This window comes from Rhodococcus sp. WB9 (assembly GCF_007558985.1).
Taxonomy (GTDB): Bacteria; Actinomycetota; Actinomycetes; order Mycobacteriales; family Mycobacteriaceae; genus Rhodococcus_F; species Rhodococcus_F opacus.
In genome coordinates, this window is the sequence record NZ_CP041769.1 from 4,320,297 (window position 1) to 4,346,034 (window position 25,738).

23 protein-coding genes and 4 pseudogenes are annotated in these 25,738 nt (G+C 66.4%); 17 read left to right on the plus strand and 10 right to left on the minus strand.

The annotated features are described in order from the left end of the window. The first annotated feature begins 126 nt into the window (after positions 1-126). The 7 genes and pseudogenes from FND50_RS19905 to FND50_RS19935 all read left to right on the plus strand — a co-directional run bounded on the left by FND50_RS19905 (position 127) and on the right by FND50_RS19935 (position 7,815). A pseudogene (locus FND50_RS19905) lies at positions 127-1,598 on the plus strand (amino acid permease). Positions 1,599-1,625: 27 nt separating this feature from the next. Beyond that, positions 1,626-2,755 (plus strand): annotated as a pseudogene (gene alr, locus FND50_RS19910) (alanine racemase). Between the two features lie 447 nt (positions 2,756-3,202). Beyond that, entirely contained in the window at positions 3,203-3,685 is a 483-nt protein-coding gene (locus FND50_RS19915; protein ID WP_005253205.1) for a DUF1931 family protein, read from the plus strand. A 188-nt stretch (positions 3,686-3,873) separates the two neighbouring features. After that, positions 3,874-4,296, plus strand: a complete 423-nt coding sequence (locus FND50_RS19920; RefSeq protein ID WP_005253204.1) for a hypothetical protein — start codon at positions 3,874-3,876, stop codon at positions 4,294-4,296. A gap of 271 nt (positions 4,297-4,567) precedes the next feature. Continuing rightward, a complete protein-coding gene (locus tag FND50_RS19925) occupies positions 4,568-6,037 on the plus strand; it encodes an APC family permease (RefSeq protein WP_144286825.1) in 1,470 nt (489 codons plus the stop codon). After that, complete coding sequence (locus tag FND50_RS19930) at positions 6,021-7,460, plus strand: FAD-binding oxidoreductase (protein WP_260850539.1); 1,440 nt, start codon at positions 6,021-6,023, stop codon at positions 7,458-7,460. The genes FND50_RS19925 and FND50_RS19930 overlap by 17 nt, the downstream gene beginning before the upstream one ends. A 13-nt stretch (positions 7,461-7,473) precedes the next feature. Beyond that, positions 7,474-7,815: an HNH endonuclease gene (locus tag FND50_RS19935; protein WP_144289113.1), complete on the plus strand. Its 342-nt coding sequence runs from the start codon at positions 7,474-7,476 to the stop codon at positions 7,813-7,815. A 28-nt stretch (positions 7,816-7,843) separates the two neighbouring features. Here the strand turns inward: FND50_RS19935 and upp are convergent, their stop codons facing one another. Genes upp through FND50_RS19950 form a run of 3 tightly spaced genes read right to left on the minus strand, consistent with a single transcriptional unit; the run spans position 7,844 to position 11,027 of the window. Next, positions 7,844-8,473 (minus strand): uracil phosphoribosyltransferase, encoded by a 630-nt coding sequence (gene upp, locus FND50_RS19940; RefSeq protein ID WP_005253200.1) that lies wholly within the window; start codon positions 8,471-8,473, stop codon positions 7,844-7,846. A 20-nt stretch (positions 8,474-8,493) separates the two neighbouring features. After that, a complete protein-coding gene (locus FND50_RS19945) occupies positions 8,494-9,759 on the minus strand; it encodes a URC4/urg3 family protein (RefSeq protein ID WP_144286826.1) in 1,266 nt (421 codons plus the stop codon). Beyond that, positions 9,756-11,027 (minus strand): GTP cyclohydrolase II, encoded by a 1,272-nt coding sequence (locus tag FND50_RS19950; RefSeq protein ID WP_144286827.1) that lies wholly within the window; start codon positions 11,025-11,027, stop codon positions 9,756-9,758. The genes FND50_RS19945 and FND50_RS19950 overlap by 4 nt, the downstream gene beginning before the upstream one ends. Positions 11,028-11,383: 356 nt before the next feature. On the opposite strand from FND50_RS19950, the gene FND50_RS19955 reads away from it, so the two are divergent. Next, positions 11,384-12,769 (plus strand): DUF2252 domain-containing protein, encoded by a 1,386-nt coding sequence (locus tag FND50_RS19955; RefSeq protein WP_144286828.1) that lies wholly within the window; start codon positions 11,384-11,386, stop codon positions 12,767-12,769. Positions 12,770-12,980: 211 nt separating this feature from the next. Here the strand turns inward: FND50_RS19955 and FND50_RS19960 are convergent, their stop codons facing one another. Then, positions 12,981-13,247: a hypothetical protein gene (locus FND50_RS19960; RefSeq protein ID WP_144286829.1), complete on the minus strand. Its 267-nt coding sequence runs from the start codon at positions 13,245-13,247 to the stop codon at positions 12,981-12,983. A gap of 214 nt (positions 13,248-13,461) precedes the next feature. On the opposite strand from FND50_RS19960, the gene FND50_RS19965 reads away from it, so the two are divergent. From FND50_RS19965 to FND50_RS19975, 3 genes and pseudogenes are all read left to right on the plus strand, one after another. After that, positions 13,462-14,151: a TetR/AcrR family transcriptional regulator gene (locus FND50_RS19965; protein WP_144286830.1), complete on the plus strand. Its 690-nt coding sequence runs from the start codon at positions 13,462-13,464 to the stop codon at positions 14,149-14,151. Between the two features lie 2 nt (positions 14,152-14,153). After that, positions 14,154-15,082, plus strand: a pseudogene (locus tag FND50_RS19970) (calcium:proton antiporter). 78 nt (positions 15,083-15,160) lie between these two features. Continuing rightward, positions 15,161-15,691, plus strand: coding sequence for a hypothetical protein (locus tag FND50_RS19975; RefSeq protein WP_005253193.1), 531 nt, complete (start codon positions 15,161-15,163; stop codon positions 15,689-15,691). A 36-nt stretch (positions 15,692-15,727) separates the two neighbouring features. Here FND50_RS19975 and FND50_RS19980 read toward each other — a convergent pair whose 3' ends face one another. Next, a complete protein-coding gene (locus tag FND50_RS19980) occupies positions 15,728-16,255 on the minus strand; it encodes a PadR family transcriptional regulator (RefSeq protein WP_144286831.1) in 528 nt (175 codons plus the stop codon). Positions 16,256-16,358: 103 nt separating this feature from the next. Here FND50_RS19980 and FND50_RS19985 point away from each other — a divergent pair, with 103 nt between their 5' ends. Beyond that, positions 16,359-16,841, plus strand: a complete 483-nt coding sequence (locus FND50_RS19985; RefSeq protein WP_144286832.1) for a DUF1707 domain-containing protein — start codon at positions 16,359-16,361, stop codon at positions 16,839-16,841. Between the two features lie 40 nt (positions 16,842-16,881). Here the strand turns inward: FND50_RS19985 and FND50_RS19990 are convergent, their stop codons facing one another. Next, positions 16,882-17,592, minus strand: a complete 711-nt coding sequence (locus tag FND50_RS19990; protein ID WP_144286833.1) for a tyrosine-protein phosphatase — start codon at positions 17,590-17,592, stop codon at positions 16,882-16,884. A 215-nt stretch (positions 17,593-17,807) separates the two neighbouring features. On the opposite strand from FND50_RS19990, the gene FND50_RS19995 reads away from it, so the two are divergent. The 4 genes from FND50_RS19995 to FND50_RS20020 all read left to right on the plus strand — a co-directional run bounded on the left by FND50_RS19995 (position 17,808) and on the right by FND50_RS20020 (position 19,953). Beyond that, on the plus strand, positions 17,808-18,134 hold the full coding sequence (locus FND50_RS19995) for a hypothetical protein (RefSeq protein WP_043793774.1): 327 nt from the start codon (positions 17,808-17,810) through the stop codon (positions 18,132-18,134). Between the two features lie 96 nt (positions 18,135-18,230). Then, the gene (locus tag FND50_RS20000) at positions 18,231-18,425 is read left to right on the plus strand and encodes a hypothetical protein (protein ID WP_005253188.1); all 195 of its coding nucleotides are present in this window, start codon (positions 18,231-18,233) and stop codon (positions 18,423-18,425) included. Positions 18,426-18,430: 5 nt separating this feature from the next. Beyond that, positions 18,431-18,682, plus strand: a complete 252-nt coding sequence (locus FND50_RS20005) for a hypothetical protein (RefSeq protein ID WP_005574284.1) — start codon at positions 18,431-18,433, stop codon at positions 18,680-18,682. 548 nt (positions 18,683-19,230) lie between these two features. Further along, positions 19,231-19,953, plus strand: coding sequence for a DUF3105 domain-containing protein (locus FND50_RS20020; RefSeq protein WP_144286834.1), 723 nt, complete (start codon positions 19,231-19,233; stop codon positions 19,951-19,953). 292 nt (positions 19,954-20,245) lie between these two features. Here FND50_RS20020 and FND50_RS20025 read toward each other — a convergent pair whose 3' ends face one another. Beyond that, entirely contained in the window at positions 20,246-21,217 is a 972-nt protein-coding gene (locus FND50_RS20025; RefSeq protein ID WP_144286835.1) for a nucleoside hydrolase, read from the minus strand. Positions 21,218-21,310: 93 nt separating this feature from the next. After that, a pseudogene (locus FND50_RS20030) lies at positions 21,311-21,676 on the minus strand (peroxiredoxin). A 404-nt stretch (positions 21,677-22,080) separates the two neighbouring features. Between FND50_RS20030 and FND50_RS20035 the strand changes: the two are divergent. Further along, positions 22,081-22,722 (plus strand): poly-gamma-glutamate hydrolase family protein, encoded by a 642-nt coding sequence (locus tag FND50_RS20035; RefSeq protein WP_260850542.1) that lies wholly within the window; start codon positions 22,081-22,083, stop codon positions 22,720-22,722. A gap of 4 nt (positions 22,723-22,726) precedes the next feature. Here the strand turns inward: FND50_RS20035 and FND50_RS20040 are convergent, their stop codons facing one another. Both FND50_RS20040 and FND50_RS20050 read right to left on the minus strand, forming a co-directional pair. Further along, positions 22,727-23,965 carry a serine/threonine-protein kinase gene (locus tag FND50_RS20040; RefSeq protein ID WP_144286836.1) on the minus strand — a complete coding sequence of 413 codons (1,239 nt, stop codon included), beginning with the start codon at positions 23,963-23,965 and terminating at the stop codon, positions 22,727-22,729. A gap of 376 nt (positions 23,966-24,341) precedes the next feature. Next, positions 24,342-25,673 carry an NAD(P)/FAD-dependent oxidoreductase gene (locus FND50_RS20050; protein ID WP_260850543.1) on the minus strand — a complete coding sequence of 444 codons (1,332 nt, stop codon included), beginning with the start codon at positions 25,671-25,673 and terminating at the stop codon, positions 24,342-24,344. Positions 25,674-25,738: the final 65 nt, after the last annotated feature.

Below are 25,738 nucleotides of genomic sequence, written 5' to 3' on the forward strand. Positions count from 1 at the left end.
TCGGCCGCACGCGACGACACCACCGGAATCGATCCGGGCGATGACCCGCGCCGCCTCGGGCCGCCCCCGCGATGTCGACGTCGATGCCGGGGTCCGGTCGCGGCCGCGATCACCGAAGGAGTGCACATGACAATTCCCGACCACCAGCACCTGACGAACACGAGTACGCGCCCGAGTCAACTCGCGACTCCCGAGTCGGAGGGCTACGCCCGAGGGTTGAGTTCGCGGACGATTCAAATGATCGCGATCGGCGGGACGATCGGCACCGGCCTGTTCTACGGATCGGGCGGCGCGATCGCACAGGCGGGTCCCGCGTTGATCCTGTCCTACGTCGCCGCGGGCCTGGCGATTTTCGTGGTCATGCGGGCACTGGGCGAGTTGCTGACCTACCGACCGGTCTCCGGCAGTTTCGCCGAGTACGCCCACGAGTTCCTCGGCCGGTTCGCCGGGTTCGCCACCGGCTGGACCTATTGGGCGGTGTGGGTGAGCACCTGCATGGCCGAGATCACCGTCGCCGGCAAGTACATCGAATACTGGTTCGACATCCAGCCGTGGATCACCGCCCTGGTCGTGCTGACCGTGCTGTTCGGTGCGAACTTGATCTCGGTGCGGCTGTTCGGGGAGGCCGAGTTCTGGTTCTCCGCAATCAAGATCACCGCGATCGTCGGCATGATCCTGATCGGGATCGGGGTGCTGACCATCGGATTCGGTCACGCCGCCCACCCGTCCGTGACCAACCTGTGGGCCGACGGCGGGGTCTTCCCGCACGGTTTCGGCCAGTCCCTGATGACCCTGCAGATCGTGCTGTTCGCCTACGTCGGCGTCGAACTCGTCGGGGTGACCGCCGGGGAGGCGCGTGACCCCAAGAAGACGCTGCGCAAGGCGATCAACACCCTTCCGGTCCGCATCGGCCTGTTCTACATCGGTGCGCTGCTGGTGATCATGTCCGTCGCCAGTTGGCGCAACTTCCAGTCAGGGAAGAGCCCGTTCGTCGAAGTCTTCGAGCAGATCGGAATCCCGGCAGCGGCGGGCATCATCAATTTCGTGCTGCTCACCGCCGCACTGTCCTCGTGCAACTCGGGGATCTACTCCACCGGCCGGATGCTGCGCAGCCTGTCGCTGCGCGGGGAGGCACCCGCCAGGGTTGGCACCCTCAGCTCCCGCGCGGTGCCGTTCACCGGAATCTGCCTCTCCGCGGGTGTCATGGTCCTCGGCGTCGTCGTCAACGCCGTCTCCCCCGACAGGGCCTTCACCTACATCACCTCGGTGTCCACCGTCGGCATCATCTTCGTCTGGGCCGTCATCCTGGTCTGCCACCTGATCTACCGGTCCCGCGTCACCGACGGCACCCTGCCGGCCAGCGACTACCGCCTACCCGGCGCACCGGTCACCACCCCCCTCGCCCTCGGGTTCCTCGGACTGGTCGTGGTCCTGCTGTTCTTCACCGACAGCGCACCGCGCTGGCGGTCGGCGCCGTCTGGGCGGGGTTGGTCTGCGCCGGCTACGCCGCCCTGACCCGACTGGCACCAGCAGGACGCGGCGGCTCCAGCAGCCAGCATGCCGCCGAACAGGGCACCCGATCCGGGGGCACGCAATGATCCCGGCCCGGCAGGCGGTAGCCCGGCGTGCCCGCCCCGCAGGCGGAAGCCGTCATCGACCTCGACGCGATCGCCCACAACAACCGGATCCTGCGCGAACACGCCGGTAACGCCGGTCTGATGGCCGTCGTCAAGGCCGACGGATACAACCACGGTGGCGCAGCCGTCGCCGCGGCAGCGCTGGCCGCCGGAGCCCGCGAGATCGGTGTCACCACCATTGCGGAGGCGCTGCAGCTGCGCCGGGCCGGCATTGCGGCGCCAATCCTGTGCTGGCTGAACAACCCCGAGGTCGACTACCGAAGCGCCATCGAGGCGAACATCGAGATCGGGGTCCCCTCCACCATGCATCTGCTCGCCATGGCCGCGGCCGCCTCCGCGACAGGGAAACCCGCGACGATCGCGATCAAGGTAGACACCGGACTCAACCGCAACGGCGCCTCACCCGGGGAATACCCTTTCTGCTCGACGAACTCATCCGGTTCACCCGCGAGGGCACGGTCCGCCTGCACACGATCTTCTCCCATTTCGCCCACGCCGATGAGCCCGGCAACCCGGTCCTCGTCACCCAACGCCAGCGATTCCTCGACGCGATTGCGACGGCGCAGGCGCGCGGACTCGAACCGGAAGTCGTGCACCTGGCGAACTCGGCGGCCACCCTCACCCGACCAGACCTGCATTTCGATCTGGTCCGACCGGGAATCGCCGTCTACGGGGTGACACCGATCCCCGAACTGGGGACCTTCGGGCTGATCCCGGCGATGACGGTCCGGACGCGGGTCGCGTTGGTCAAGGAGGTCGCGGCCGGCGAGGGAGTGTCCTACGGGGACGGCTGGATCGCCCCGCGCGACACCGTCGTTGCCCTGCTGCCGGCCGGCTACGCCGACGGAATCCCGCGCGCTCTCGGCGGGAAGTTCGACGTGCTGCTCGGTGGCGTCCGACGGCCGGGAATCGGCCGGGTGTGCATGGACCATGTGGTCGTGGACCTCGGCCCGGACGGCGGCGGCGTCCGGGAAGGCGACCACGCCGTGTTCTTCGGCAACGTCCGACGCGGCGAACCCGTCGCACAGGACTGGGCCGACCCACTCGGCACCATTCACTACGAGGTGGTCACCGGACTGCGAGGGCGGATCGAGAAGCGATACATCGGCGGTGGCTGAGGCCGGCCACCAGTTGCTGGTTCGGCAGTGTGATCAGGCGTCCAAGTCCACGAGGGCGCTCGACTACCTCTCGGAAGGGCCTCGGGGTGAGGGCGCCGATCGGTGAGCGTGGCTTCCGCGCTGACGCGGACGCGTTCGATGACGGTCAGCTCGGGCAGGACCACCGGATGCCGAAGTTCCTGGGTTCCTCGACGGCGACGAGAAAGTGCAGGTAGGGGCGGACGTGGTCGGATTCGGTGCAGATGGCGGTGTTCACAGGTTGCCTTTCCGGGCGGCTTGGGGTGGTCGGAGGGGACGCAGGACGTCATGCCGGACAATGAGATTCAAGTATTCTCCGCCGCACCGAGACCGCCTGGAGATCCTCCGTCCCGCCCGTCGTTTCCGACCGAGCGCCCTGTGCGCGCGGTTCGTCGGAATTGTGACCGCATCCCGGGGGATGATCACCTCATGGAACGTGCGGAGGCCGGAAGCCACGGGACGCTGATGACGTTCGACCAGTTCGCGGATATCTTCCGGGACGTCGCCAGCCTCGGCGTCGTCAGAGACGATTTTCACCGGTTCGACGACGTCGTCACCGCGAAACTCTACGACCTGATCCTCGTCGCACAGGAGAGTGCGGCAGCCCAGCACCGGCACGTCGTCGAACCCACCGACCTGCCGATCACGCGAGGGTTACAGGAGAACATCGGATTGTTCCGCGAGCTCGGCCCCAGCCTTCGGGTAGACCCCATCGTCGAGCGACTGTCCGACTACCCGCCCCTCGACGGCATCCTCGCAACCGAAACTCGATCGGGGCTCCCCGACATCACCGGCGGACTCAGCGTCGCCCTCGCGCGCACGTTCCGCACCGTCTACCCCGAGTTGAGAACCGTGCGGGCACGAACCACGCACTGGTCGGTGATCAGTACCCTCGTCGACCTCTATCTCTGACCTTCCCAACCACGGCAGGCCACTGTCTCTTCATGCATTCGGAACACACCCAGGGGTGCAGAAATCCACCCCTGGATGGATGACCGACCACCCCTTCAGGGGGCGTTGCCGGCCCCCCGTTCCGGCGAAGACTGGTGTTCGTCCACAAGGGACGCGGAAATACACACACCACACTCAGGAGCAACGCAATGAACTCGACGAAGACACGCATCGCCGCCGCAGCCGCAACGGGCGCCGCCCTCGGACTGGGAATGTTCATGGCCCAGAGCGCGACTGCCGTCGCCGCACCCGCGCAGTCGACGTTCCCGCAAGTCGTCTCCCCCGAGTCCGGACTCTCCCCCTACAAGGTCGACGTCAGGGACCGTATCGGCTGCGCAAACGCATGGCCGATGGTTTCCTGCGACGCCCCCGACGAGGACGTGCCCCCGCAGGTGACCCTCGTCGAGCCCGGCACCACCCTGGTCGAGCCCGGCGGCACATCCCTCTACGGACCCGCCGCCGCTTCCGTGAACTCCCAGCAGGCCGCCACCATCCACCAGGTCAACTACCCCCTCGAGCCCGACGACGGAGTGATCTCCCACTCGCTCGATCCCGACATGCCCTGGATCTGACATACGTTCGAGGCCGACTCACTCTCGGTCTCCAGCACAGTCTCGCGGCCGCCGGTGCCATTCGCGCCGGCGGCCGAGACGTGTGCGATGACGCGCGCCTTCCGCATCTCGGAGTATTTAGAGAGACGAACCATCGATGACATCCGAATCCATGAGGTGGAGGATGAAACAGACCGGTCTCGCTCTGATCGTGGAACGGGTCTCGTTGTGACGGGTCGTTTCAAGCGAATCGACTTCTCCGCAGTTCCCGAGTGAACGTGAGGCGGCCGAGATGACGGCAGAAAACGTGATGGGCGCACAGAGCGCCGATCAAGAATGTGAAGACTGCGGCTACAAACCGGAGCTGAAGCGAACTCTGGGCTCCTTTCAGGTGTTCGCTGTCTCGTTCGCATTCATCTCGGTGGCGGTCGGGATCTTCGGCACCTACGACGACGTACTGCGAGACGCCGGGCCGGTGGGGATCTGGCTCTGGGTCATCGTGGCGTTGGGGCAGACCCTCGTTGCGCTGGTGATCGCCCAGTTCGCGGCCCGCATCCCACTCAGCGGCTCCTCCTACCAATGGGCCTCACGGCTGGCCAACCCGAAAGTCGGCTGGTTGTTCGGTTGGCTGACCTTCTGTTACCTGGCGCTCGGCGTGGTGACGGTCGACAATGCAATGGCAAGCAGCGCCCTCATGCCACTGTTCGGCATGCAGCCGGACGAGGGCACGGCGCGCATGATCACGCTCGTCGTGGTCCTTGTTCAGGCGGTGCTCGTCGTGTTCTCCACGCGCCTCGTCGGCTTGATCACGTCGGGCGCGGTGGGGCTCGAACTGGTGATCGTGGTGGTGCTGGCGATCGGGCTCTTCGTCGCTGTGGCGATCTCGGGCGAGGGCTCGGTCGGCAACCTCACCTCGCGCGGTATCACCGAGGGCGCCCCCAACTATTTCGCTGTCGGCGGCGGGTTGATGGCTGCGATGATCATGGGGCTCGCCACACTCGTCGGCTTCGACTCCGCGGCGAATATGGCTGAGGAGGCCAAGGATCCGTTTCGCAGCGTCCCGCGCGCGATCGTGGGATCGGTCGTGGCGGCGGCGGTGCTGGGACTGGTGTTCCTGATCGCGCTCACGATCGCGATCAACGATATCCCCCGGGTGAGCGACAGCGACACGCCGGTGGCGGCGATCCTGCGCGATCAGCTGGGCCCGGTGATGGAGAGGTCGCTGCTGGTCGCGATCGCGTTCGCATTCTTCGGCGCCGGGATGGTGACCCTGGCCACCTGCTCGCGGATGGTGTTCGCGATGTCGCGCGACGCACGTTTCCCTGCTCACCGGCTGATGCGTCGGGTCAATCCGCGCACGCAGACACCCATTCCGGCGACCATCCTGATCGTCGTCGTGGGGGTCGTCCTCATGGCCGTGCTGCCGGGTGGCGCCCTGCTGGAGTTGCTCACGGTAGGGACGGTCATCTCGGCAGTTCTCTACGGCGCGATAATCGTCCTCTATCTGGCGGTGCGGAGACGACTGGATCGGAAGGCGGGTGCGTTCGATCTCGGGCGCTTCGAGTTGCCGGTCGCGATCAGCGCGCTGGTGTGGTCGGCTGTCGTGTTGTTCGTGATCGTCTCGCCCTCGACTGCTTTGACCTCGATCCTCATTGCGGTCGGCTTGCTCGTCGCAGGCGGGTTGTACTTCGGCTACCTGTTGATATTCAAACGCGAGGTACTGGACACCGAGCCAGGAGACGCCGATGTCTTCTCACACTGACCGAGAGGTCAAGCCCCTGACTGCCGCGACCACCATGCTCACCGGTGACGTGGTGCGTGCGGGCGACTCCGGTTACGAGGCGGCGCGGGTCGGCTGGAACCGCTTGTATTCCCGCTACCCCGAAGCCATCGTGTTCTGCTGCGACACACAGGACGTGGTCAACGCGGTCCGCTGGGCACGCACGGAGGGCATCGCCCTGCGTGTCCGCAGCGGTCGCCACAGCCTCGAGGGCTGGTCGTCGATCGACGGCGGGCTGGTCGTGGACGTCAGTCGGATGAAGAGCATCGTGATCGACGAAACGGCGCGCACTGCGACGGTCGGGACGGGGCTGACGCAGAAGGAGACGGTCGCGGCGCTCGGGCAACGCGGCTTCGTCGTTCCGACCGGCTCGGAGGGCGGCGTCGGTCTCGGTGGGGTAATTCTCGGGGGTGGCTTCGGGCTACTGACCCGAAGCATGGGTTTGGCCTGCGACAACCTACTCGCAGCGGAGGTCGTGGTAGCCGACGGCTCGCGCTCGGCGAAGGTCGTGAAGGCGACCGAGCACAGTAACTCCGACCTGCTGTGGGCGTGCCGTGGTGGAGGCGGCGGCAACTTCGGGATTGCGACGTCCTACACGTTGAGGCTGCACGAGCTCTCGAACGTCACATTCCTGGTCGCGAGGTGGACCGGTCACGGCGAGCTGGGCGCCTTACTTCGCGCGTGGCAGCGCGACGCGCCGGTCGCCGACGAGCGGCTGACCAGCGCGCTCGAGGTGGATTCGACCGCGGTCGAGCTGTCTGCGCTGCTGTACGGCGGTTCATGGCGAGAACTCGAGGACCAACTGCGCCCGCTGCTGACGATCGGCGACCCCGACGTGACTGTGACGGAGGACGCCTGGCCGACCGTGTACGGCGACGTCGACAGGGGCCCGGATGACGTCGCCCTCTGGAAGTTCTACTCGCAGTTCGTCACCCAGCCGTTCCCCGACGAGGCGATCGATCTGATCGTCCACTACATGGGCAACACGCCCAGCCCGCCGAGCAATTTCTTCTGCACGAGCTTCGGCGGGGCCGTCCGGCATGCGCCGCCCGGCGGAACCGCGTTCCCTCACCGCGACGCACTGTTCTACTGCGAGCCGGGTGCCGCCTGGAACGACCCCGCCCTGAACTCGACGGCACTGGGCTGGGCGGCCGACTTCTGGCGCGCGTTGCGCCCCTACGGTGACGGCGCCTACGTCAACGTGCCCAACGCCGCCGCGGCGGACTGGGAACGTGAGTACTACGGCTCCCACCGCGAGCGGCTGCGCGAGGTGAAGGCCACCTACGACCCGGAGAACGTGTTCAACTTCGAGCAGAGCGTGCCCCTGTCACCGGCTGACCCGTCCCGCGTCCTACGCTGGGGCGATGGCGGTCAACCGGAGTCGCAGGGCCAGGGGCGCCCGTAAACGCAAGCTTCGGATGGAGAGTGTCGAGCACGATCTCACCACCGAGCAGTGGAGTGCACTCACCGAGGCGTGGGGCGGCTGCGCGTACTGCGGCGCGACCGACAAGCCGCTGCAACGCGACTGCGTGCAGGCACTGTCCCGCGGCGGGCGTTACACCCTCGACAACATCGCCCCGGCCTGCGGCTCGTGCAACGCCAGTAAATGCAACGACGAAGTCACCGGCTGGCTGCGGCGCAAGCGGCTTGACGAGCGCGCCTTCCTGTTGCGTCACATCGAAATCAAGACAGCACTCGCGCTGCGGTTCCCCACGCAACCGGGCACCGAACTCGAGGCGCCGGAAATCACCGGCCCGTAATCGCAGACCCGGGTGACGACCGCGTCTACTACTTGGTGCCGAAGAGTCGGTCGCCGGCGTCCCCGATGCCGGGCAGAATGTACCCGTGCTCGTCGAGTTGGCGGTCGACGGCGGCGGTGTAGATCGGGACGTCGGGGTGCGCCTTGTGCAGGGCGGCAACGCCTTCGGGGCAGGTCAGCAGGCAGACGAACTTGATGGATTTGGGACCGCATTCCTTCAGCCGCTCCACCGCCGCGACGGCGGAGTTGCCGGTGGCCAGCATCGGGTCGATCACCACCACGTCGCGCTCCAGCAGATCGCCGGGCATCTTGAAGTAGTACTCCACGGCTCCGAGGGTTTTGGGATCGCGGTAGAGACCGATATGGCCGACGCGCGCACCCGGCACAATTGTCAGCATGCCGTCGAGGATGCCGGTACCCGCGCGCAGGATGGAGACGAAGACCAGCTTCTTGCCGTCGATGACCTTGCCGGTCGTGAATTCCAGCGGTGTCTCGACGTCAATCTCCTGCATCGGGATGTCGCGGAGGACCTCGTACGTCATCAACGCGGAGATCTCGTTTGCCAATCGTCGAAAGCTATTGGTGGAAGCATCCTTACGGCGCATCATCGTGAGCTTGTGCTGCACCAGCGGGTGGTCGATCACGTGTACCGTGCCCATGTATTCGTCCTCGTTTCGTTCTAGAAGACCGTGCCGTCGCTGACGACGTTCAGCGGCGGCAGCCCACCACGCGAGCGCTGTGCCAGCGCACGGCCCGCCGCCCAGGTGCCGCCCTCCAGGACGCAGGCCAACGGCATCGCTCGGGAATCCACACCCAGACGTGCGCGCACCAGCGGGGCCAGCTCGTCCAGGAGCGCTACCGTCAACGCGCGCCACTCGACCACCAATTCGTCTCCCGCCGTCCAACTTTGCGCAGCCCACGCCGGATCGTGCAGGCGGAGCACGCCGGTGTCGAGAAGCAGACCGCCGTTCCGGTACTCGGGCAGGCCGGTCAGCTCGTCCAACCCGACCACCTCGACACCGGCCCACTGGAAGGGCTCGAGCAACGAATAGCTCAGCCACTGCGACAGTTTGTGAAACGGTATCCAGCCCTGGGTCAGGCCCGGACCGGCCACCGCGCCATGGCGCCAGCAGTCGCCCAACGGCTCCGCGCCGATGGTGTTGTCCGCCGGCCAGATGCCCGACAGCGACGTCAGGAGCTGCGACAGGATGTCGTGGGCGGCGACCGTCGCCGGGGCCGCACCCTGCTGGGCGACCAGAAGGTCGAAAAGGCCACCCGGCCGACCCTGCGGTCCGAACACCTCGGGCTGTGCGGAGAGCGCCTCGCCCAGTCGTCGCAGCAGCAACACGCGACCGTCGAGGCCTACCAGCGGATTGGACGGGCCGGCCTGGAACACCTCGGCCAACCGGTCCGTGTCCAGACCACGCAGTCCTGCCGCATCGACCTGCAGCGGGTGCGCCGCGTCGCTCGAGAACAGGCCGCCCAGGAACGCGTGCCAGCTCGCGACGCCCAGCCCCTCGGAACGGGCGAAGCGCTGCCCGCCGGCAACCTCGTGGTAGTGCCAGTCGGGTCCGGCTCCTGCATCGAGCAGCACGCTGACCACGGCCAGGTCGATCATGGCGCGGGCGCGGCCCGGTGCATCCAGCGCGGTCAGCCGTGCATCCAGCTCGGCTTTACGGTCGACGCCGCCGGCTTCGAAATGGCGCCAGCGGCTGTGGTACGGGATCTTCAGGTCTGGATAGCGGGCACGCGTGACGTCGGCGACCTCGGCAGCGGCCGTCTGCAACGCGTAGTCGTCGACGTCGAACCAGAGTGAATCGCCCTCGCGGGCACGGGACAGCAGCTGTCGCGCGCGCTCCCGCACGGCCGACGTGGTACGCAGAGCCGCGACCGCGCCCTCGGCCCGCCCGGTGTCCAGGGCAGGACCGACGCCGATCACGCTCATCCGTCCAGCTCCCGGCCCTTGACCTTCGCCAATTCGTCAGCGTCCGGCACCGCGCCCGGGGTGAAGTAACCGGCGGCCATCTTGGCGTCGATCTCCACTCGCGCGTCGGCCGGGATCAGACCCGCGGGGAGGTCCACCCGCTCCACGACCTCGATACCCGAGCCGGTAATGGCGTCGTACTTCATGTTGCTCATGGACACCAGACGGTGGATCTTTCTGACGCCCAGCCAGTGCAGCACGTCGGGCATCATTTCCTGGAAGCGCATGTCCTGCACGCCGGCCACGCATTCGGTGCGGGCGAAGTACTGATCGGCCGTGTCGCCGCCCACTTGGCGCTTGCGCGCGTTGTAGACCAGGAACTTGGTCACCTCGCCGAGCGCACGGCCCTCCTTGCGGGAGTACGCCACCAAGCCCACGCCACCGCGCTGCGCACCCTGGATGCACTCCTCGATCGCGTGCGTGAGGTACGGGCGGCAGGTACAGATGTCGGAGCCGAAGACGTCCGATCCGTTGCACTCGTCGTGTACGCGTGCGGTGAGCTCCACGCCAGGATCGGCAAGATCACGAGCGTCGCCGAAGATGTACACGGTCTGACCCCCGATCGGGGGCAGGAACACCTCGAGGTCCGAGCGCGTCACGAGTTCGGGGTACATGCCGCCGGTCTCCTCGAACAGCACGCGGCGTAGATCCGTCTCGCTGCAGTGAAAGCGCTCCGCCACACCCGGCAGGTGCCAGACGGGCTCGATGGCCGCCTTGGTGACCAGCGCAGCACCGCTGGGCAGCAGGAAGCGGCCGTCCGGGTGCAGGCGACCCTTCTGGATGGCCTCCATGACCTCCGGCAGGATCACGTGCGCCTTGGTGACGGCGATGCTGGGGCGGATGTCGTGACCGGCCGCCAACTCGGCGGCGAAGACCTCGGCCACCATGGCACCCCACGGGTCCAGGCTCACGATCTTGCCGGGCTCGCTCCACTGCAGGTACGGGCCGATGATGTTCGTGGGCGCGGTGTTGGTGAGGTCGGCCTTGTGATGGCGCGACAGCGCGCCCGACGCCACCGCCAGTGCCCGGTAGATGCTGTACGAGCCGCTGTGCGTTCCGATCACGTTGCGGTGGGCGCGGTTGGTGGTGGTGCCGACCACCGGTCCGCGCTCGGACGCCGTGGGTGCTCCCCAGCGGATCGGCAGGGCCCCGACACCGCCGCTGTGTGAAGTCAATCGGATGTGGCCGCCGGCAGAGTCGGGCGTGGCGGCGACGGATTCAGCGGACATGGCGTTCCTCCGTTAAGGAAGGCCCGGCGGCACGGCATGCCGCCGGAACGTGTCTCCGGCGCCGGATGCTGCCGACCACCGGAAACCGAAGCATAACCACTCTGTCGCCACAATGTCGTGTGGCGAACACGGGGACCCGTCCAGGCGATCCGGCAGCATGAGCGAACCGACTCGCGAGGCCCATCCTTCGCAGGTCACCGACGTCATTCACGCGTTCTGAACTGCCCGGGCCGACCTCAGGCGGACCGGCCCGCCGTCGTCGTCGCGGAGCACCACCAGCTAGCCGATCCCATCGCGCGCGATGGGTTGGCGCCGACGAGCGGAAAGCCTCGAGGACCTGGGATAGTGTCGCCGAGGTGACGAAGAATCGAACGCGAACCGTCGACCTGCGAACCCAGATCGAGGCGGACGACGTCTTCGCGCGTGGCGACGCGTTGCAGGCCACCGTGCCGTCGAGTGCGCACGGGAGCGCCGCGGTCGGCGCTGGACGGCCGGATGTGCTCGATTTCGTCGAGGCCAGTAACCAGGGGAGGCTGGCGGATCTGATTCCGCTGCGAATCGGTCGAATGATCGCCTCCCCGTTCGCGTTCTTCCGCGGCGCCGCCGGCCTGATGGCGGCCGACCTCGCCACCTCTCCGGTCACCGGATTGACAGCGCAGTTGTGCGGTGACGCCCATGCGGCCAACTTCGGCCTGTACGGGACACCGGACGGTCAGATCGTCATGGACATCAACGATTTCGACGAGACCCTCCCCGGCCCGTGGGAGTGGGATCTCAAACGCCTCGCCGCGAGTCTGGTCCTCGCCGGACGTGAAGGCGGTGTGTCCGAGAACGGTTGCATCGAGGCCGCCGAAGATGCCGTCAAATCGTATCGGCGCACCATCCGCGATCTCGCCGAACTGCCATTCCTTCAGTCCTGGAATGCGCTGCCGGACAAGTCGGTGCTCGAGCGGGCCAAGGCCGACGCCCTGCTCGACGACTTCGACAAGGCCGCGCAGAAAGCGCGACGCAATACCAGCGAGAAGGTGGCGGCGAAGTGGACCGCCCACCTCGAAGATCACGAGACCAGGATCCGCCGGCGACGGTTCATCGACGACCCGCCGGTCCTCACCCACGTCGACCGCGCAACCGCCGATGCCGTGACCGATGGTCTGGAACTCTATGTCGAGTCATTGCGCGAGTCCCGCAGGAACCTGATCGCCCGATTCGCCGTGGCCGACGTCGCGTTCCGGATCGTCGGAACCGGCAGCGTCGGTCTGCGCAGCTATATCGCCCTGCTGCACGGTAATCGGGACGAGGTGCTCGTACTTCAACTGAAACAGGCCCGGCCGTCCGCACTGTCGGCGTTCCTACCGGTCGACGAGCCGAAACACGAGGGCAAGCGGATAGTGCACGGCGCCCGGCTGGTGCAAGCGGAATCGGACATCCTGCTGGGCTGGACGACGATCGACGGCCTCCCCTACATCGTGCGACAGTTCCGAAATCTCAAAGGGGACATCGATCCCACCGGTCTCGAGCAAGACCATCTCGACGACTACGGCCGGCTCGCCGGCGCCCTGCTCGCGCGTGCACATACCCGCTCGCTCGATCCGCGGGTGCTCGCCGGTTACTTCGCCAGCGACACGGAACTGGACGAGGTGATCGGGCGGTATGCCGTCAGCTACGCCGATCAGACCGAAGCCGACCACGCAACACTGGTCGCCGCGGTGAAATCGGGGCGAATCGCCGCCGAGCCGGCCTGATTCGGCACGCAAGCACCACGAGCAGCTGGTGGCGAATCCGAGAGAGGCCGCCACTCCCCAAGATACGAGGCGCAGGTGCACCTCGTATCCACCCGAGCCGAAACGCCTCGGATTCGTGAGTGTGAGTGGCGACCTCTTTCGTCGCAACGAGAACGTACCTCGCACCTCTGACATGATCTGCACCGAACTACTTGTTCCGACGCCGACCCCATCAATATTCACTGGATTCTCCGGCGGCAGAGCGCCGGCGCCGCCAGATCGTCCACCGGACGGACAGGGCAAGCACACGCGGCACGACGAAATACACCGCGGTCGGAACGACGACACCGGTGAGCGACAGAGCCCGCAGCCAGGTCGGCCAGGTGGCCGTGATCGGGCCCGACAAGGTCATGACGGTCATGCCCACCGTGACGAGCGGGAAGATGGACACCCAGGTGACGACCACCCGCAAGTGGATGGACGCGGCCCCCAGCGGCATGAGATCCCGAGGGCGCCCGTCGGCACGTTCCGTTCGTGGAGGCCGGCGCTTCGTGGTCGTCGGAGCGAGATATTCGACCACTGTCGATGCGAGAGCAAGAGATTCCATCCTGAGTAGCCCTTCTCGTAACTCCAACTATTCAGTTGCCGTTCGACCGTAGAGGCTGGACATGCGGATTGCAACCAGACAGTTGGAGTTGTCGTAGGATGCAGCCGTGGCGTGGGATACCGAACGAACCAAGCGACTTCTCATCGAGGCCGGAGTTGCAGAATTCAGTTCGTTCGGTCTGGCCGGTGCTCGTGTCGATCGGATCGCCGAGAAAGCAGGCGTGAACAAAGAGCGCATCTACCAGTACTTCGGCAGGAAGGAAGCGTTCTTCAGCGCGGTCCTCGAACATGAACTCGCAACCACGCTGGCCGCTGTCGAACTGTCCGGTCACGGGGTCGCCGCCATCGCCGACTACGCCGGTCGCCGATTCGACTACCAGCGCGAGCACCCCACCTTCACCCGTCTGCTGTTCTGGGAGGGACTCGAACTCGAGGCACCTGTCGCGGAAGCATCGCGACAGAAGCACGCTCAGGCGATCGTCGCCAGCGCACGGGAAGCTGTCCCCGAACTTTCCGAGAGCGACGCCCAGGAACTGCTCATCACCGTGATCACGCTCGTCGACGGCTGGGTAGCTCTCCAGACCGCAGACCGGCTGTTTTCGACACCTCGTCCGCGTGGTCGCGACCGGGACGCGCGCCGACGCGATTTCATCGTGATGACAGTTGAGGCCGCCACGCGGGCCGCACTCACCCGAACCCCGTCGGCCCGGACCCAACTCGCAGCCGGCTCGCCGCGGATGGGTGATGCGGGTTCCGCATTGCGGTCCACCCGAGCGAATGGAGCCGGCAAGGTCTAATCATGGCGTTCGGGTGGCGGTCGGTCACTGCGGAGTGGCCGCTGGTGATACCACCGGTCTCCGTCGCGGTGCTGGGCCTGACGTGGGGCCGAGACATCGGCACCGTTCTGGTGCTCGTCGTGGCGGTGGTGCTGGTCGGTGCGGTGCTGGCTGCCGTTCATCACGCCGAGGTGGTTGCGCACAGAGTCGGCGAGCCGTTCGGATCGCTGATCCTCGCTGTCGCGGTCACCGTCATCGAGGTCGGATTGATCGTGACGTTGATGATCTCGGGTGGCCCGGCGACGGCCTCGCTTGCCCGCGACACGGTATTTGCTGCGAATTCTCCTCGGCTCAATTGATATTCGCGGCAGTGGCGTCGCTGGTTCTGTACGGGATGTTCGTCATCACCCAGACCGGACCGCATCGGCACTTTTTCCTGCCCGTCATAGCCGACGAACCTGTGAGCATCGACGACCGGAACGCCGCACCCCCGACGGGCAGGATGGCAGGCATGAGCCTCGCCCTGCTGGTGCTGGCTCTGTGCGCAGTCGTGGGATTGGCGAAGGTCGAGTCCCCAGCGATCGAGGACGCGGTCGCGGATGCCGGATTGCCACAATCCATCGTCGGCGTCGTCATCGCACTGCTCGTACTCCTGCCGGAAACCCTCGCCGCGGTGCGGGCGGCGCAGAGAAACCGGATCCAGATCAGCTTGAATCTCGCCCTGGGATCGGCGATGGCCAGCATCGGGTTGACCATCCCCGCCATTGCCGTCGCCTCGATCTGGCTGGACGGCCCACTCCTGCTCGGTCTCGGTCCCACCCAGGTCGTGTTGCTCGCCATCACCGTGGTGGTGGGCATGCTGACGGTGGTCCCCGGCCGTGCCACCCGACTCCAAAGTGGCGTCCACCTGGTGCTGCTGGCCGCCTACGTGTTCCTTTCCGTCAACCCTTGACCATCGTCCGGCGCGTCACCGCTCGCGGAGACATCACCAGCGAGCCTTCCCGATATGCGGTCGGGTAAGTTTCCGCGCATGAGAACCGCATCGTGGGTCAGCGCGGCGGCTGCGGTGCTGTTCGGTGCCACCACTGCCGCAGCGTGGCGGAAGGCAACCCTCGCCGATCAGGCCAGGCGCGAGGCCGAGGCTGCACTGGACGCGGCGCTCGAGCAGGTCACCGTGTTGACCCGGATCGCCGAAGCCGCGCAGCGAGCATTCCCACAGCCGCAGGACGTCCAGTTCGAAGTCCAGCGGATCCGTGGACCCGTCGACCGCTTCCGGCTCCGCAACGTCGGAACCGGTACCGCCACCGACGTGCGATTCATCGTCGATCCCGCCGAGGAGCAGAACCGCCGGATTCCCACGCCGCAATGGCTGCAGGAAGAACCCGTGACGTTGCTGCCGAAGGAAGGGGCCGATTTCGCCGCGAGCGCGTTGTCTCCCGTGGGCGGCTCGTGGCGAATAGTCTTTCCGGCCTTCGTCACCGTGATCTGCGACGAAGCCGGCCCTCCACGACGGGTGGACCTGCCGACCGCTGTCGTTGCCGAAGACGGCGTGATCGGCTGACTCTCCGAAACCCGCACCCGGCGAACAGCGGGGCCGTCAGCGACTTCCCTGTCCCAGACGGTTCCCGACGCGATCGAACCACTCGAGTACCGCACGTTCGTACACGATCCCGAAGTCCAGTGTGGCCAGCGCAAATCGGTTGGATCCGTGCACCGCGGCCTCATGCTCGTATTCGGCGAGCTGACTCTCGTGCGCTGCACGGTGCGAGTGCAGCATCGCGGCCAACCTCTCGGGCGGAAGGTGCGCGCCGAACGCGACGGTGAGAAGCATCGGATAACGGATGTTCTCCGGGCCGGGGTCGCGCTCGATCCACTCAGCGAACGCCCGGCGACCGTCCTCGGTGAGCGTGTACGGCTTGCGCTCGCGGGCGCCTCGCTCCCCCGCCTCGATCAACCCGGCACGCTCCATCGCGGCCAGCTCCCGGTACACCTGGCTGGTCGTGATCGACCAGAACTTGCCGATGCGTTCCTGTGCGGTCACCACCAGGTCCCATCCCGTCTTGGATCCCTCGTGCAGGAATCCGAGGAGCGATGCCGCAGTGGCGTTGAGGGGGCGTTCGGCCATGGCACGGTCCTTCGCGCAGTCGGGGGTTGACATTCCACTGTGGCATATCGATCATGGTATAAGCGACATTCCACAATGGAATGTCATCGCTGAGGAGGGTCCGATGCAGAACGCGGACAACATCCGGATATCCGATTCCGAACGCGAGCAGGTCGTTGGTGAACTCGGGCGGCACCTCACCGCCGGGCGACTGACCATCGGCGAGTTCGACCAGCGGGTGGCACAGGTATATCGATCGACCACCCAGCAGCAGGCGCATCAGGTGTTGCGTGATCTTCCGCCGGCACCCCAGGCAGTTGCCACCGCCAGGCCCGGGGCACCGACGACCCGCCCCTCGCGTCGCCGCATCCCGGGGCACCAGCGGATCGAGTGGCTCGCCTGGCTCGCCGCCGGTGGGATCAACATCGCGATCTGGGGCATCGTCTCGCTCGCAACCGGCAGCTTGATCTACCCCTGGCCGATCTGGGTGATTGGCCCGTGGGGGCTAGTGCTGCTGGGCAGGACACTGCTCGGCCGCGAGGGCGGGTGCAGCAAGATCACCGATGCTCTGCACGACGATCGGATCAGAGTCGTGGCGGGTCGCTGAACGCGTGCGGAACGAAGGGCGTTGGGCCCCGGTCCGTCGGTCACCCGGCGAAGCGCGCGATCCAGAGTCGGATCGTCTCGTCGGTGGCACCGTGCGCCCGTAGCCACGCGCGCACACCACCCGGGTGGGCGTTCCAGATGGCCAGGACACCCTCGATGGCCTCGGGGACGGCACCTCGGAGATCACGGTCGTTGGGATGCGCCCGACCCAGCTCGGGAGCGCAACGGGTGATTCGGGCCAGGACGGCGCCCATGTGCTCATTGGTCGCTTCGTAGTCGGCGACGATGTCGTCGGGTTCGACTCCGGCTGTACGCAACAGCAAGGCCACCGCGACGCCGGTGCGGTCCTTGCCTGCGGCGCAGTGCAGCAGCACCGGGCCCGGGGCGGTGGCTGCCACCTGCAGGACGTCCACGAGTCGCTCCCCCGCGTTGGTCAGAATCCCGAGGTAGATGTCGGCGAGCCGGGCACCCTGGTTAGGCGCTGCGACCTCGGCATCGGACAGCAGCGAGATCTGGTGCACGACAGTTTTCTGCGACCGCAGCGGATGCCCCCGGGTCGCGTATTCCCGGGGACTGCGCAGGTCGACGACGGTGCGGGCCGGCCATTCGTCGACCGCAGTCGGGCGGGCGTCGCCCGGTGCCGGCAGAGCGCTGCGGTAGAGCACCCCGGACCGGGTCCGGCGCCCCTCGGCGAGCGGAAGGCCGCCGAGGTCGCGCAGGTTGGGGAGAACATCGAGGTCCGTGACGGTCATGGAGCTTCCTTCCGAGGCGAGAGGCCGTGACCAGGCCAAACGGTCCGTGTCCCCGCCGGACGCGGGCTGCGAGGACCAGAAGATAGGTATACCCCCCGGTGATTCGGCCGATGCGCCGTGTCCCCGCAGTGGGCGACGATGTGACCTGTCTCATACTCACGAACCGGGGTCGCCCGTTGGTCCGACGCCGCCACTGACGGAGGGTGCTCGCACCGATGAATGCAGAACCGATTACCTGCGGTGACTACGTCACGGCGACCTTTGCGCGTGATTTCGTCGCCGAGGGATTCGACCACGACGCTGTCGAACGCATCCACAGCGGTCTGTTCGACGAGTGGAGTCACGCCCTTGCTCAATCGGGTCTGTTCACCAACCGAACCGTCGCGGCCGCGCTGCACTCCTGGCAGGACGATCCACACTCCCTCCTCGACGCCCTGCTCGCGAACGCGGACGAGATGACCCTCAAGCGCTACGACCTCGTCTGGGAGGCACTGGAACGCGCCCACGTCGGTTCGGCCGAGCGCCTCTCCGAATACGCATGACGCGGCCGCCGGCGGCCGCGGCGCCGCGAAGTCCACCGCAGCCGTTTTCACCCCCACTTTCACAGACACCACCGACCACACCGACGAACGAGAACAATGAGCACCAACACGTATCCCACCATCGAAACCATCCGCATCGGGCAGTCCGGTCACGAATGCCGCTACTGCGGGCACGCCGTCGCGAAGGACGGCCCAGGCTACCGGCACACCACTACCGGCCAGTACCGCTGCGATCCCGCCAGTCGAGCATTGAACGAAGCCCGTCTGTCCAACAGCATGGTTCGGAGCTGAGCACGATGAACGTGCAAGCGATGCAGGTGAGCGCGGCACCTGAAGGGCTCGGCCGGTACCGCGACGCGGTCGATGCGCTACGCGCCTTCGACAGTCCCGGCCACCGAACCGACCCCCACACGGCACTGCTGTTGGACAGTCTCACCGATGATCTGATCGAGGCAGCCCAGACGGCCGCCTGGGGCGACACGGTTCCACAGCACGACATCTTCGCAGTGATCGACACCGCGATCTCCCGCCCACGCCCGTCACTCTGAATCTCCTACGCCACGAGAGTGGGCAGTGACGGTCAACTCGATTCCACTTCCCCGCCTGATGGTGTCGTAGATCGGGCAGGACGTCGCGAACTTCGCGGCCAGTGAGTCGGCCGTCGGCTGGTCACCCCGTGAATCTCGATGCGCACTTCGGTGAAGTCGGAGCGGGGGCGCACCATGAGTCCGTCGCAGGACGCTGCCCGAACGATTCCCGCAGTCCGTCGGCGACTTCTGTTGCAGTGCCGATGAATCCACCTTCCACACGACCGCCGTAGCCCTTCTCTGCTGGTCATGGCCTTCGACGCCGGGTACCTCGACAAGCCTGGCGCTACACAACGAATGGCACAGCACGCTTCGCAGCGCGGCTCGCAAGAGGAAGCACAGGCTTCCTCCAATCTGCAGCAGATCGAAACGGAGCACCGAGATCCTGACCGCCGTGCAGAGCGGCGACGCCGCACCGTCGAGGATCCGGGCGTTACCTCACCGTCTACTACCATGCTTCACAGATGGGGATGCGCGGTCAGGGCGCCCGGTGAGACGAAGGATCGGCAATGACGAACGACCGCAGCGTGGACCCGAAATCTCGACTGTCCCCAGGACTGCGGCGGCGCCTGCCCTGGCTGCTGCTCGCCGCCGTGGTGGTCGTCGTGGGAGCGGTCGCTGTCGTCGCCTACGCGTTGACCTCCGGAGCCGACGAGGGCCGCGAAGCCCACGAGTTCTCGCCGAACGCGGACAATCCTGACCCGTCACCGGGAATCGAAGGGATCGTCACCGTCGACTATCCGCCCGCCGCCCATGTGCAGGCACCGCAACGAGTGGCCTACGACCAGAGTCCCCCGTTCGGCGGCGCCCACGACCAGTACTGGGCAACGTGCACCGGCATTGTCTATCCCGAAGCCATCCGCAGCGAGAACGCCGTCCACTCCCTCGAACACGGCGCCGTGTGGGTCACCTACGACCCGGACCGGCTGGACGACGACGACATCGCGGCGCTGGCAGAGAACGTCGACGGCGCACCGTACACCCTGATGTCGCCGTACCCCGGTCTCGATTCGACGGTGTCCCTGCAGTCGTGGGGTCACCAACTGAAACTCGACGACGTCCACGATCGCCGCATCTCCGACTTCCTCACGGCCTTGCGACAGAACCCGAACACCTACCCGGAACCGGGGGCAACTTGCTCGACGGTGCGGGGTGGATTCGATCCGGCCGACCCGCCACCGTTCGATCCGTCCGCACCGGGTGCGGATGCATTTCCGGTCGACGGTAAGTAGTCGCTTCAGCGAACGTTTCCACACCACTTCGCACGCGACTGGGATCCTGCGGTCGAAGCCGAAAATTACCTACCCGAAAATGTGCTCCGTGTGTCGATATCGCGATCGCCGATTCGACGTATCAGTAGGAGCACATGAGGAGGTGAGAGCGATGTTGGCGCCACATTTGTTGTCCGGCCTGACCAGTGAAGAGGTCGATCTGATCGTGGCGGAGGAACTGCATCTGCTCGGCGCCTCCGCATGAGGGGCGTCGACGCCGTGTCGAATACCGACCGGTGACGAGCGGGCACTGCTAGACGGTGCCCGGTCGGGGGATATCAGCGTCGAGCGTGGCGGCGATCCGCGTCCTGATCGAACGGTAATCGAGGTCGGTCACGAATCGGTGTGCCGGCCCCCGTACTGGAGTGACGCCCCACACGCCGGCGCGGCCGTCCTCGTGGATCACCCGGGGTCGGGCGTCGGTGGCGGACAGCACGACCGTGGGGTCGAGCATCACAGCGGCTGCGACGGAATCGTGTGCGGTGTAGATCGGATCCTCGGCACGATATGTGCTGGTGCAGTAGCGGTGATAGTCCTCGGTGATGTCACGGACGAAGGTCGCCGTCTTTCCCACCTCCGAACGAGCAACGAGATCGGCCCAGGCCAATCGAAGTCGGCCGGTGACATTCATTCCCACCCACGTAATCTTTCCAGGCGCTGCAGAAACCACCGTCGCCGCGTTTGGATCATGATTGGTGTTGGTGTCACCTTTCTCGAGAAACTGTGGTTGTACTGCGGCCTCGACGTCTCTACGAGAGGCGGGTCCCATCCCGCCCATGATGGTCACCGAACGGTAGCGGGTCAGGACACGTGGCTCGCGCGTGACGGCGGCGGCGATGTTGGCCAGCGGACCCAGGCACAGCAGGTCCACCGCACCGGGTCGGTCCGCGGCGACGCGCAGCAGTTGATCGACGGCGGACTCGGGCGCCGGGCCCACGCCGGGTCGTGGCCGATATCCGCGGTCACCGAGTCCGTCGAGTCCGTGTGGCGAACTGGTGGCAGGTGGCGGCCCGGGACGTGGTTGTCCGATGCACACCGGAACATCGCGTAGGCCGGCGACGGACAGAATGGTGAGGGCGTTCCGCGCGGCCTGCTGTTCGGTGCAGTTCCCGAACACTGTTCCCACACCGATGATCTCGGTTCCGGAGTGCTGCGCGATGGTGAGCATGGCGAGGGCATCGTCGACGCCGGTGTCGGTGTCGACGAGTACGTAGCGGTCGGTCACTCCCGGTCCTGTGTTCCGTGATCCATGATCGGATCGACTCGATTACATTCGCGCGCAGTGTAACCGGACCCCGGCCCCGGCTCGTTCCGCCGGTCAGTAGCTGAAGGTGACTGCCCCTTCGCCGCCGATCCACTTCCACATCGGCACCGTCCCGGCGAGTTCGGCATTGGATACCAGTGCGTCCTTGTCGAGGTGCTTGGCCTCGAAGCAGATCGGACACACCATGTAGATGGCGCCCGCGGTCTCGAATCGTGCCGCCAGATCGGGAAGCGGCGGACAACCTTCGCAGGCCACGCCCTGAATCGTGCCGTCGAGCACGAGCCGTACCGCTTCCTTCGTGAGAAACATCAGTGTCTCGAGCTATTGTTCTGCCGCACCGACCGCGACCAGAAACGCAACCGTCACCTTCTCGGCGTCCTCGAGACCGGTCGTGAGACTGACCACTGCCTTATTACCCATGGATTCGAGTCTTCGCCGCGCGAGGACTGCCGACAAGGGGGCTCATCGAGTCACAGGACTCGCACGTCGAGATCGGTGGCGGTTGCCTGTTTCGACCGCACCCGCAACTGATTCTCGCCTAACCTGAGAACGTGTTCGAACAGCGTCCGTTTCAGCAGGTTTCGATGACGTTACGCCTCGCAGTCCGTCACGATGGCTCTACCAACGCATCCGCCGACGAACGTATCGGGATTCACCCGCGGATGCTGACCGGGATCGGAGCCCAGCCGCGTCAGCAAGCTCGTGTGAACCATAGGGGGACGACCGCGCTGTTCACACTGATCTCAGCCGACGATACGGAAGACGACACCATCCGGATAACGGAGGGGGGCTGTCGTCGGCTCGGCGCGGAGCCGGGACAGACGGTGATTCTCGACCGTCGGTGCATCGCCACGGCGATGACCGAGGAAGAGGCCGAAAAAGAGGGTGAGTTCATCGAGCGGCTCGAAGACGACGGGCGACATCACCGTCTCGTGGTCCTGGCACCGCACGGTGGCGCCATCGAAACCCGAACGGACCAGCAGGCTGAACAGGTCGTCGGTTCGCTCGGATCGTGCGATTCGACGCTGTGGGCGTGTAAAGGCTGGCGACCGGTGGGCAACGCATACCGGGCTTGGCACATTTCCTCGAGCGATCTCAGCGTGCACAGCTTTCCGCTTCTCCGCTCCCTGTCCGCGAGACGATTCCAGTGGGCGCTGTCGTTTCACGGCTACCGAGGAAACGACGTCCTCATCGGCGGCCTTGCGCCCGCGCGGCGCAAGTCGGACGTCCGGGACGCGATCGCGAAGGCACTCGATGGAAGCGGAATCTGTGTTCGGCTCGCCGAACCCGGAGAACGACATAGCGGTGAATCCCCATCCAACCTGGTCAACCGCCTGACCATCGACGCCGCCGGCGGAATCCAGATCGAACAGTCCCGACCCGCGCGGACAGTGCACGGCCGCGCGATCGCTGCAGCTGTCAGCGAGGTCTACGACACCTGGATCGCCACCGACAACTGTCGGTGAGACTTCACGGGCCCGCGGGAGCCCAGCACGGCCCGTCCGGGGGCGGGGTGTGCTCGTAACCCGGGTAGCACGGCAGCACCTGCGGGGCAGGCGCGGGTGCAGGCGCCGGTGCCGGCGCGGGTGCCGGCGCATTCGCCGGTGGCGAGCCGGGCGGGAGACACGGACCGTCCGGGGGCGGGGTGTGCTCGTAACCCGGGTAGCACGGCAACACCTGCGGAGCGGACGCTCCCGGAGGCGGTGCCGGCACTACCGGTGGTGATTGCGGTGCCGGAGGCGGTATGACCTCCTCCTGAATGGGAGCCTCCGCGACCGGCGCCTGCGTCGGTGACGGTGCTTGCACCGACGGCACCTGCTCGGCAGCGGTCGGTGACGACGACGGCGATGCCTGCCCGGGCGCGCTCGACGACGGCGTAGGAACGGCGACTTGTGGCGATGGCGCTCCCGACCCGATGATCACGCCACCGACAATCGCGGCAGCAATGATCGCGGCGAGCGCAAGTCCGGAAACCAGGAGACGGCGGTTCCGGGCGATCGCAGGGGTCGCGGGAGTGGGATCGGCGGCAGGCTGTTGCGGTGGCACCGCGACACGAGCGGCAGCGGCCAACTCGCCCGCCGACCGATAGCGCCGCGCGGGGTCGACCGCCGTTCCGCGTGCGATGACGGCGGCCATCCCGACAGGCGGCGTCGGGATCTCCGACGTCGGGAACACCTCGCCGGTGAGGCACTCGTACAACACACAGGTCAGGCCGTAGACGCCCGACGCGGCGCCGAGAATCACGGGGAGCCCGACGTCGGTGAGCTGGATCAGTCCCCCGTCCTGCACGACGACGTTCGCCGACGACACTTCCTGCTCGACCAGCCCGGCCGCGCGCACTGCATCCAGCGCCGACGCCAGCTGCTCGACGACGCCGACCGCGCGCGATACGTCCATCGGTCCGGTGGACTGAAGGAGCGTCCGCAGGTTCGTGCCCTGGGTCGGCGGCGTTGCGAGAAAGAGTCGGTTGCCGATCTGCCCGAAGTCGTGGATCGGTACCACGTGCGGGTTGCGGATGTTGGCCGCGATGCCGGCTTCCCGTTCGAACCGATCGCAGAATTCGTCGTCCTCGGTTGCGTCCGGCGGCAGTGCCCGCACCACGACGTGACGGAACGTGACGGTGTCGAACGCCGCCCACACCTCGCCGCTCACATCGACCGTCAGCGGACGGTCCAGCCGGTACTTGCCGAATAGCGTTCCAGCTTGCATTGCCACTCTCCGCGCTCGAAATTGCCGCGTCTGCGGAACTGTGCACCCGAAATTCTAGGCGGTGCCGGCCAAAGGGTCTCGTTGGAGCCGGGTAGTGTGCTCGTATGCGCAGAACGCACCTAGGCGAGCTCCGGTCCGGGGCCGCCCCGACTCAGGAGAAGCCTGATGCGTACTGCATTCTGCAATACCCTCTTTCACGTTTTCGATCACCGGATCTGTTGTGGCCGGATTCCCGAATGGACCGCACACGTCGGTCAGCCGTGGACACCTACGACGTCGCACCGTGGAATCTGTACAACGCGATCTGGCGGATCCAGCACTGGATTCGCAGCGGCGTCGACGCTGATCGGTGACCTTGTTCCGCTCTTCGGCGGCGTCAGATTTCGAGTCGGGCGCCGCCCGGGTCTGGGTGCCACACGTTCTGACGCAGGACTCGCAGTAGGGTCCCTGGGCTCATCAGCCGCTCGGGACGATCGATCAGGGCGGCGACGCGGATGAAGGCGGTAGCGAGCACGGGATCGTGCTCGGCGGCTTCGTGCAGGCGCGTGATGTAGGCATTGCCGATCCGCATCTTCGGGCTGCGGTTTCCCATCACTTCCGGGAAAGCCAAGTCCCCCCCTACCGACATCTCCCACGGAACGTCGATCACCTTCGCAACATCGCGAAAGAAGCCGCGTGCGTGTGGTTCGGTGCCTCGCTGCAGGTGACGATGCAGTGTGAGCGCCTCGAGCGCCGCCACGGTCATCCCCTGCGCATAGATCGGGTTGAAGCTGCACAGGCTGTCCCCCGTCACGAGGAAGCCTGCTGGGAGGATCGACAGTCGTTCATACCGTCTGCGGACACTCGCCGGAAACCGGAAGGTCCGGGCTCGCTCGAGCGGTTCTGCGTCGCGGATCACCTCGAAGAGGTCGGGGATCCGCAGGGACCTCGCAAAGTCGAGGTAGCCGTCCGGATCGGTTGGCGGATAATCGCCGAGCATCCCCATCAGCGTCACCAGGAAGCGGTTTCCCTCGAGCAGCTGTAGCGCGCCCCCTCGCGGAGAATCGGGTGTCGGACCGATCACGATCCCTCGGTCGTCGCCCAACCCCGGCGCCGGGGCACGGTAGATGCGGGTAGCGTAGCCGAGGCCGACGTGCACCCTGTCCTCGTCCGGGCGTCCGAAGCCGAGATCCGCCAACCACATTGGGGCACGCGAGCCCCGTCCGGTCGCGTCCACCACCAGGTCGGCGTCGAGGATCTCCTCGGTACTGCCGTCGGCCCGCCGGAGAACACGGGCTCCGGTGACGCGAAGGCGGTCGGGTGTCGTGGCGATGCCCGCGGCATCGCAGCGGTCCATGATGGTGACCCCTTCGAGTTCGCTCACCCGGGCACGCACGTAGCCCTCCAAGAATGGCCGGCTGGCGCTCACGACGGTCATTCCGCTCACCGGCTGCGGAAATCGGTGCCCACTCAGGCACCACCGCACGTCACGCAGGTTGTCCAAGGTCGGCACCCCCAGCGCGACCAGGTCGTCGGTGAAGCCCGGGAACAGCTCCTCCAAGATTTGCTGGCCTCGTTCGATCAGCACGTGGGTGTGGCGGCCCTGCGGTACGCAGCGGCGCGGCTCGGCTGTGCCCGGGAGGTGGTCGTGATCGACCACGATTACCTGTGAATACGCTTCGGACAGTACGCGGGCCGCAAGCAAGCCGGCTATGCCGGCACCGAGCACGACCGCTCGGTTTCCCATCTGAATTGTCATGGAGCCTCCTCGATTGAATACGAGGAGAATGCAAG

Excerpts from the sequence above, each read along its gene's own strand:
- FND50_RS19915 (WP_005253205.1), top strand. The coding sequence starts at position 3,203 with ATGGAACGTGCGGAGGCCGGAAGCCACGGGACGCTGATGACGTTCGAC.
- FND50_RS19920 (WP_005253204.1), top strand. The coding sequence starts at position 3,874 with ATGAACTCGACGAAGACACGCATCGCCGCCGCAGCCGCAACGGGCGCC.
- FND50_RS19925 (WP_144286825.1), top strand. The coding sequence starts at position 4,568 with ATGACGGCAGAAAACGTGATGGGCGCACAGAGCGCCGATCAAGAATGT.
- FND50_RS19930 (WP_260850539.1), top strand. The coding sequence starts at position 6,021 with ATGTCTTCTCACACTGACCGAGAGGTCAAGCCCCTGACTGCCGCGACC.
- FND50_RS19935 (WP_144289113.1), top strand. The coding sequence starts at position 7,474 with ATGGAGAGTGTCGAGCACGATCTCACCACCGAGCAGTGGAGTGCACTC.
- upp (WP_005253200.1), bottom strand. The coding sequence starts at position 8,473 with ATGGGCACGGTACACGTGATCGACCACCCGCTGGTGCAGCACAAGCTC.
- FND50_RS19945 (WP_144286826.1), bottom strand. The coding sequence starts at position 9,759 with ATGAGCGTGATCGGCGTCGGTCCTGCCCTGGACACCGGGCGGGCCGAG.
- FND50_RS19950 (WP_144286827.1), bottom strand. The coding sequence starts at position 11,027 with ATGTCCGCTGAATCCGTCGCCGCCACGCCCGACTCTGCCGGCGGCCAC.
- FND50_RS19960 (WP_144286829.1), bottom strand. The coding sequence starts at position 13,247 with ATGCCGCTGGGGGCCGCGTCCATCCACTTGCGGGTGGTCGTCACCTGG.
- FND50_RS19975 (WP_005253193.1), top strand. The coding sequence starts at position 15,161 with ATGAGAACCGCATCGTGGGTCAGCGCGGCGGCTGCGGTGCTGTTCGGT.
- FND50_RS19980 (WP_144286831.1), bottom strand. The coding sequence starts at position 16,255 with ATGGCCGAACGCCCCCTCAACGCCACTGCGGCATCGCTCCTCGGATTC.
- FND50_RS19985 (WP_144286832.1), top strand. The coding sequence starts at position 16,359 with ATGCAGAACGCGGACAACATCCGGATATCCGATTCCGAACGCGAGCAG.
- FND50_RS19990 (WP_144286833.1), bottom strand. The coding sequence starts at position 17,592 with ATGACCGTCACGGACCTCGATGTTCTCCCCAACCTGCGCGACCTCGGC.
- FND50_RS19995 (WP_043793774.1), top strand. The coding sequence starts at position 17,808 with ATGAATGCAGAACCGATTACCTGCGGTGACTACGTCACGGCGACCTTT.
- FND50_RS20000 (WP_005253188.1), top strand. The coding sequence starts at position 18,231 with ATGAGCACCAACACGTATCCCACCATCGAAACCATCCGCATCGGGCAG.
- FND50_RS20005 (WP_005574284.1), top strand. The coding sequence starts at position 18,431 with ATGAACGTGCAAGCGATGCAGGTGAGCGCGGCACCTGAAGGGCTCGGC.
- FND50_RS20020 (WP_144286834.1), top strand. The coding sequence starts at position 19,231 with ATGACGAACGACCGCAGCGTGGACCCGAAATCTCGACTGTCCCCAGGA.
- FND50_RS20040 (WP_144286836.1), bottom strand. The coding sequence starts at position 23,965 with ATGCAAGCTGGAACGCTATTCGGCAAGTACCGGCTGGACCGTCCGCTG.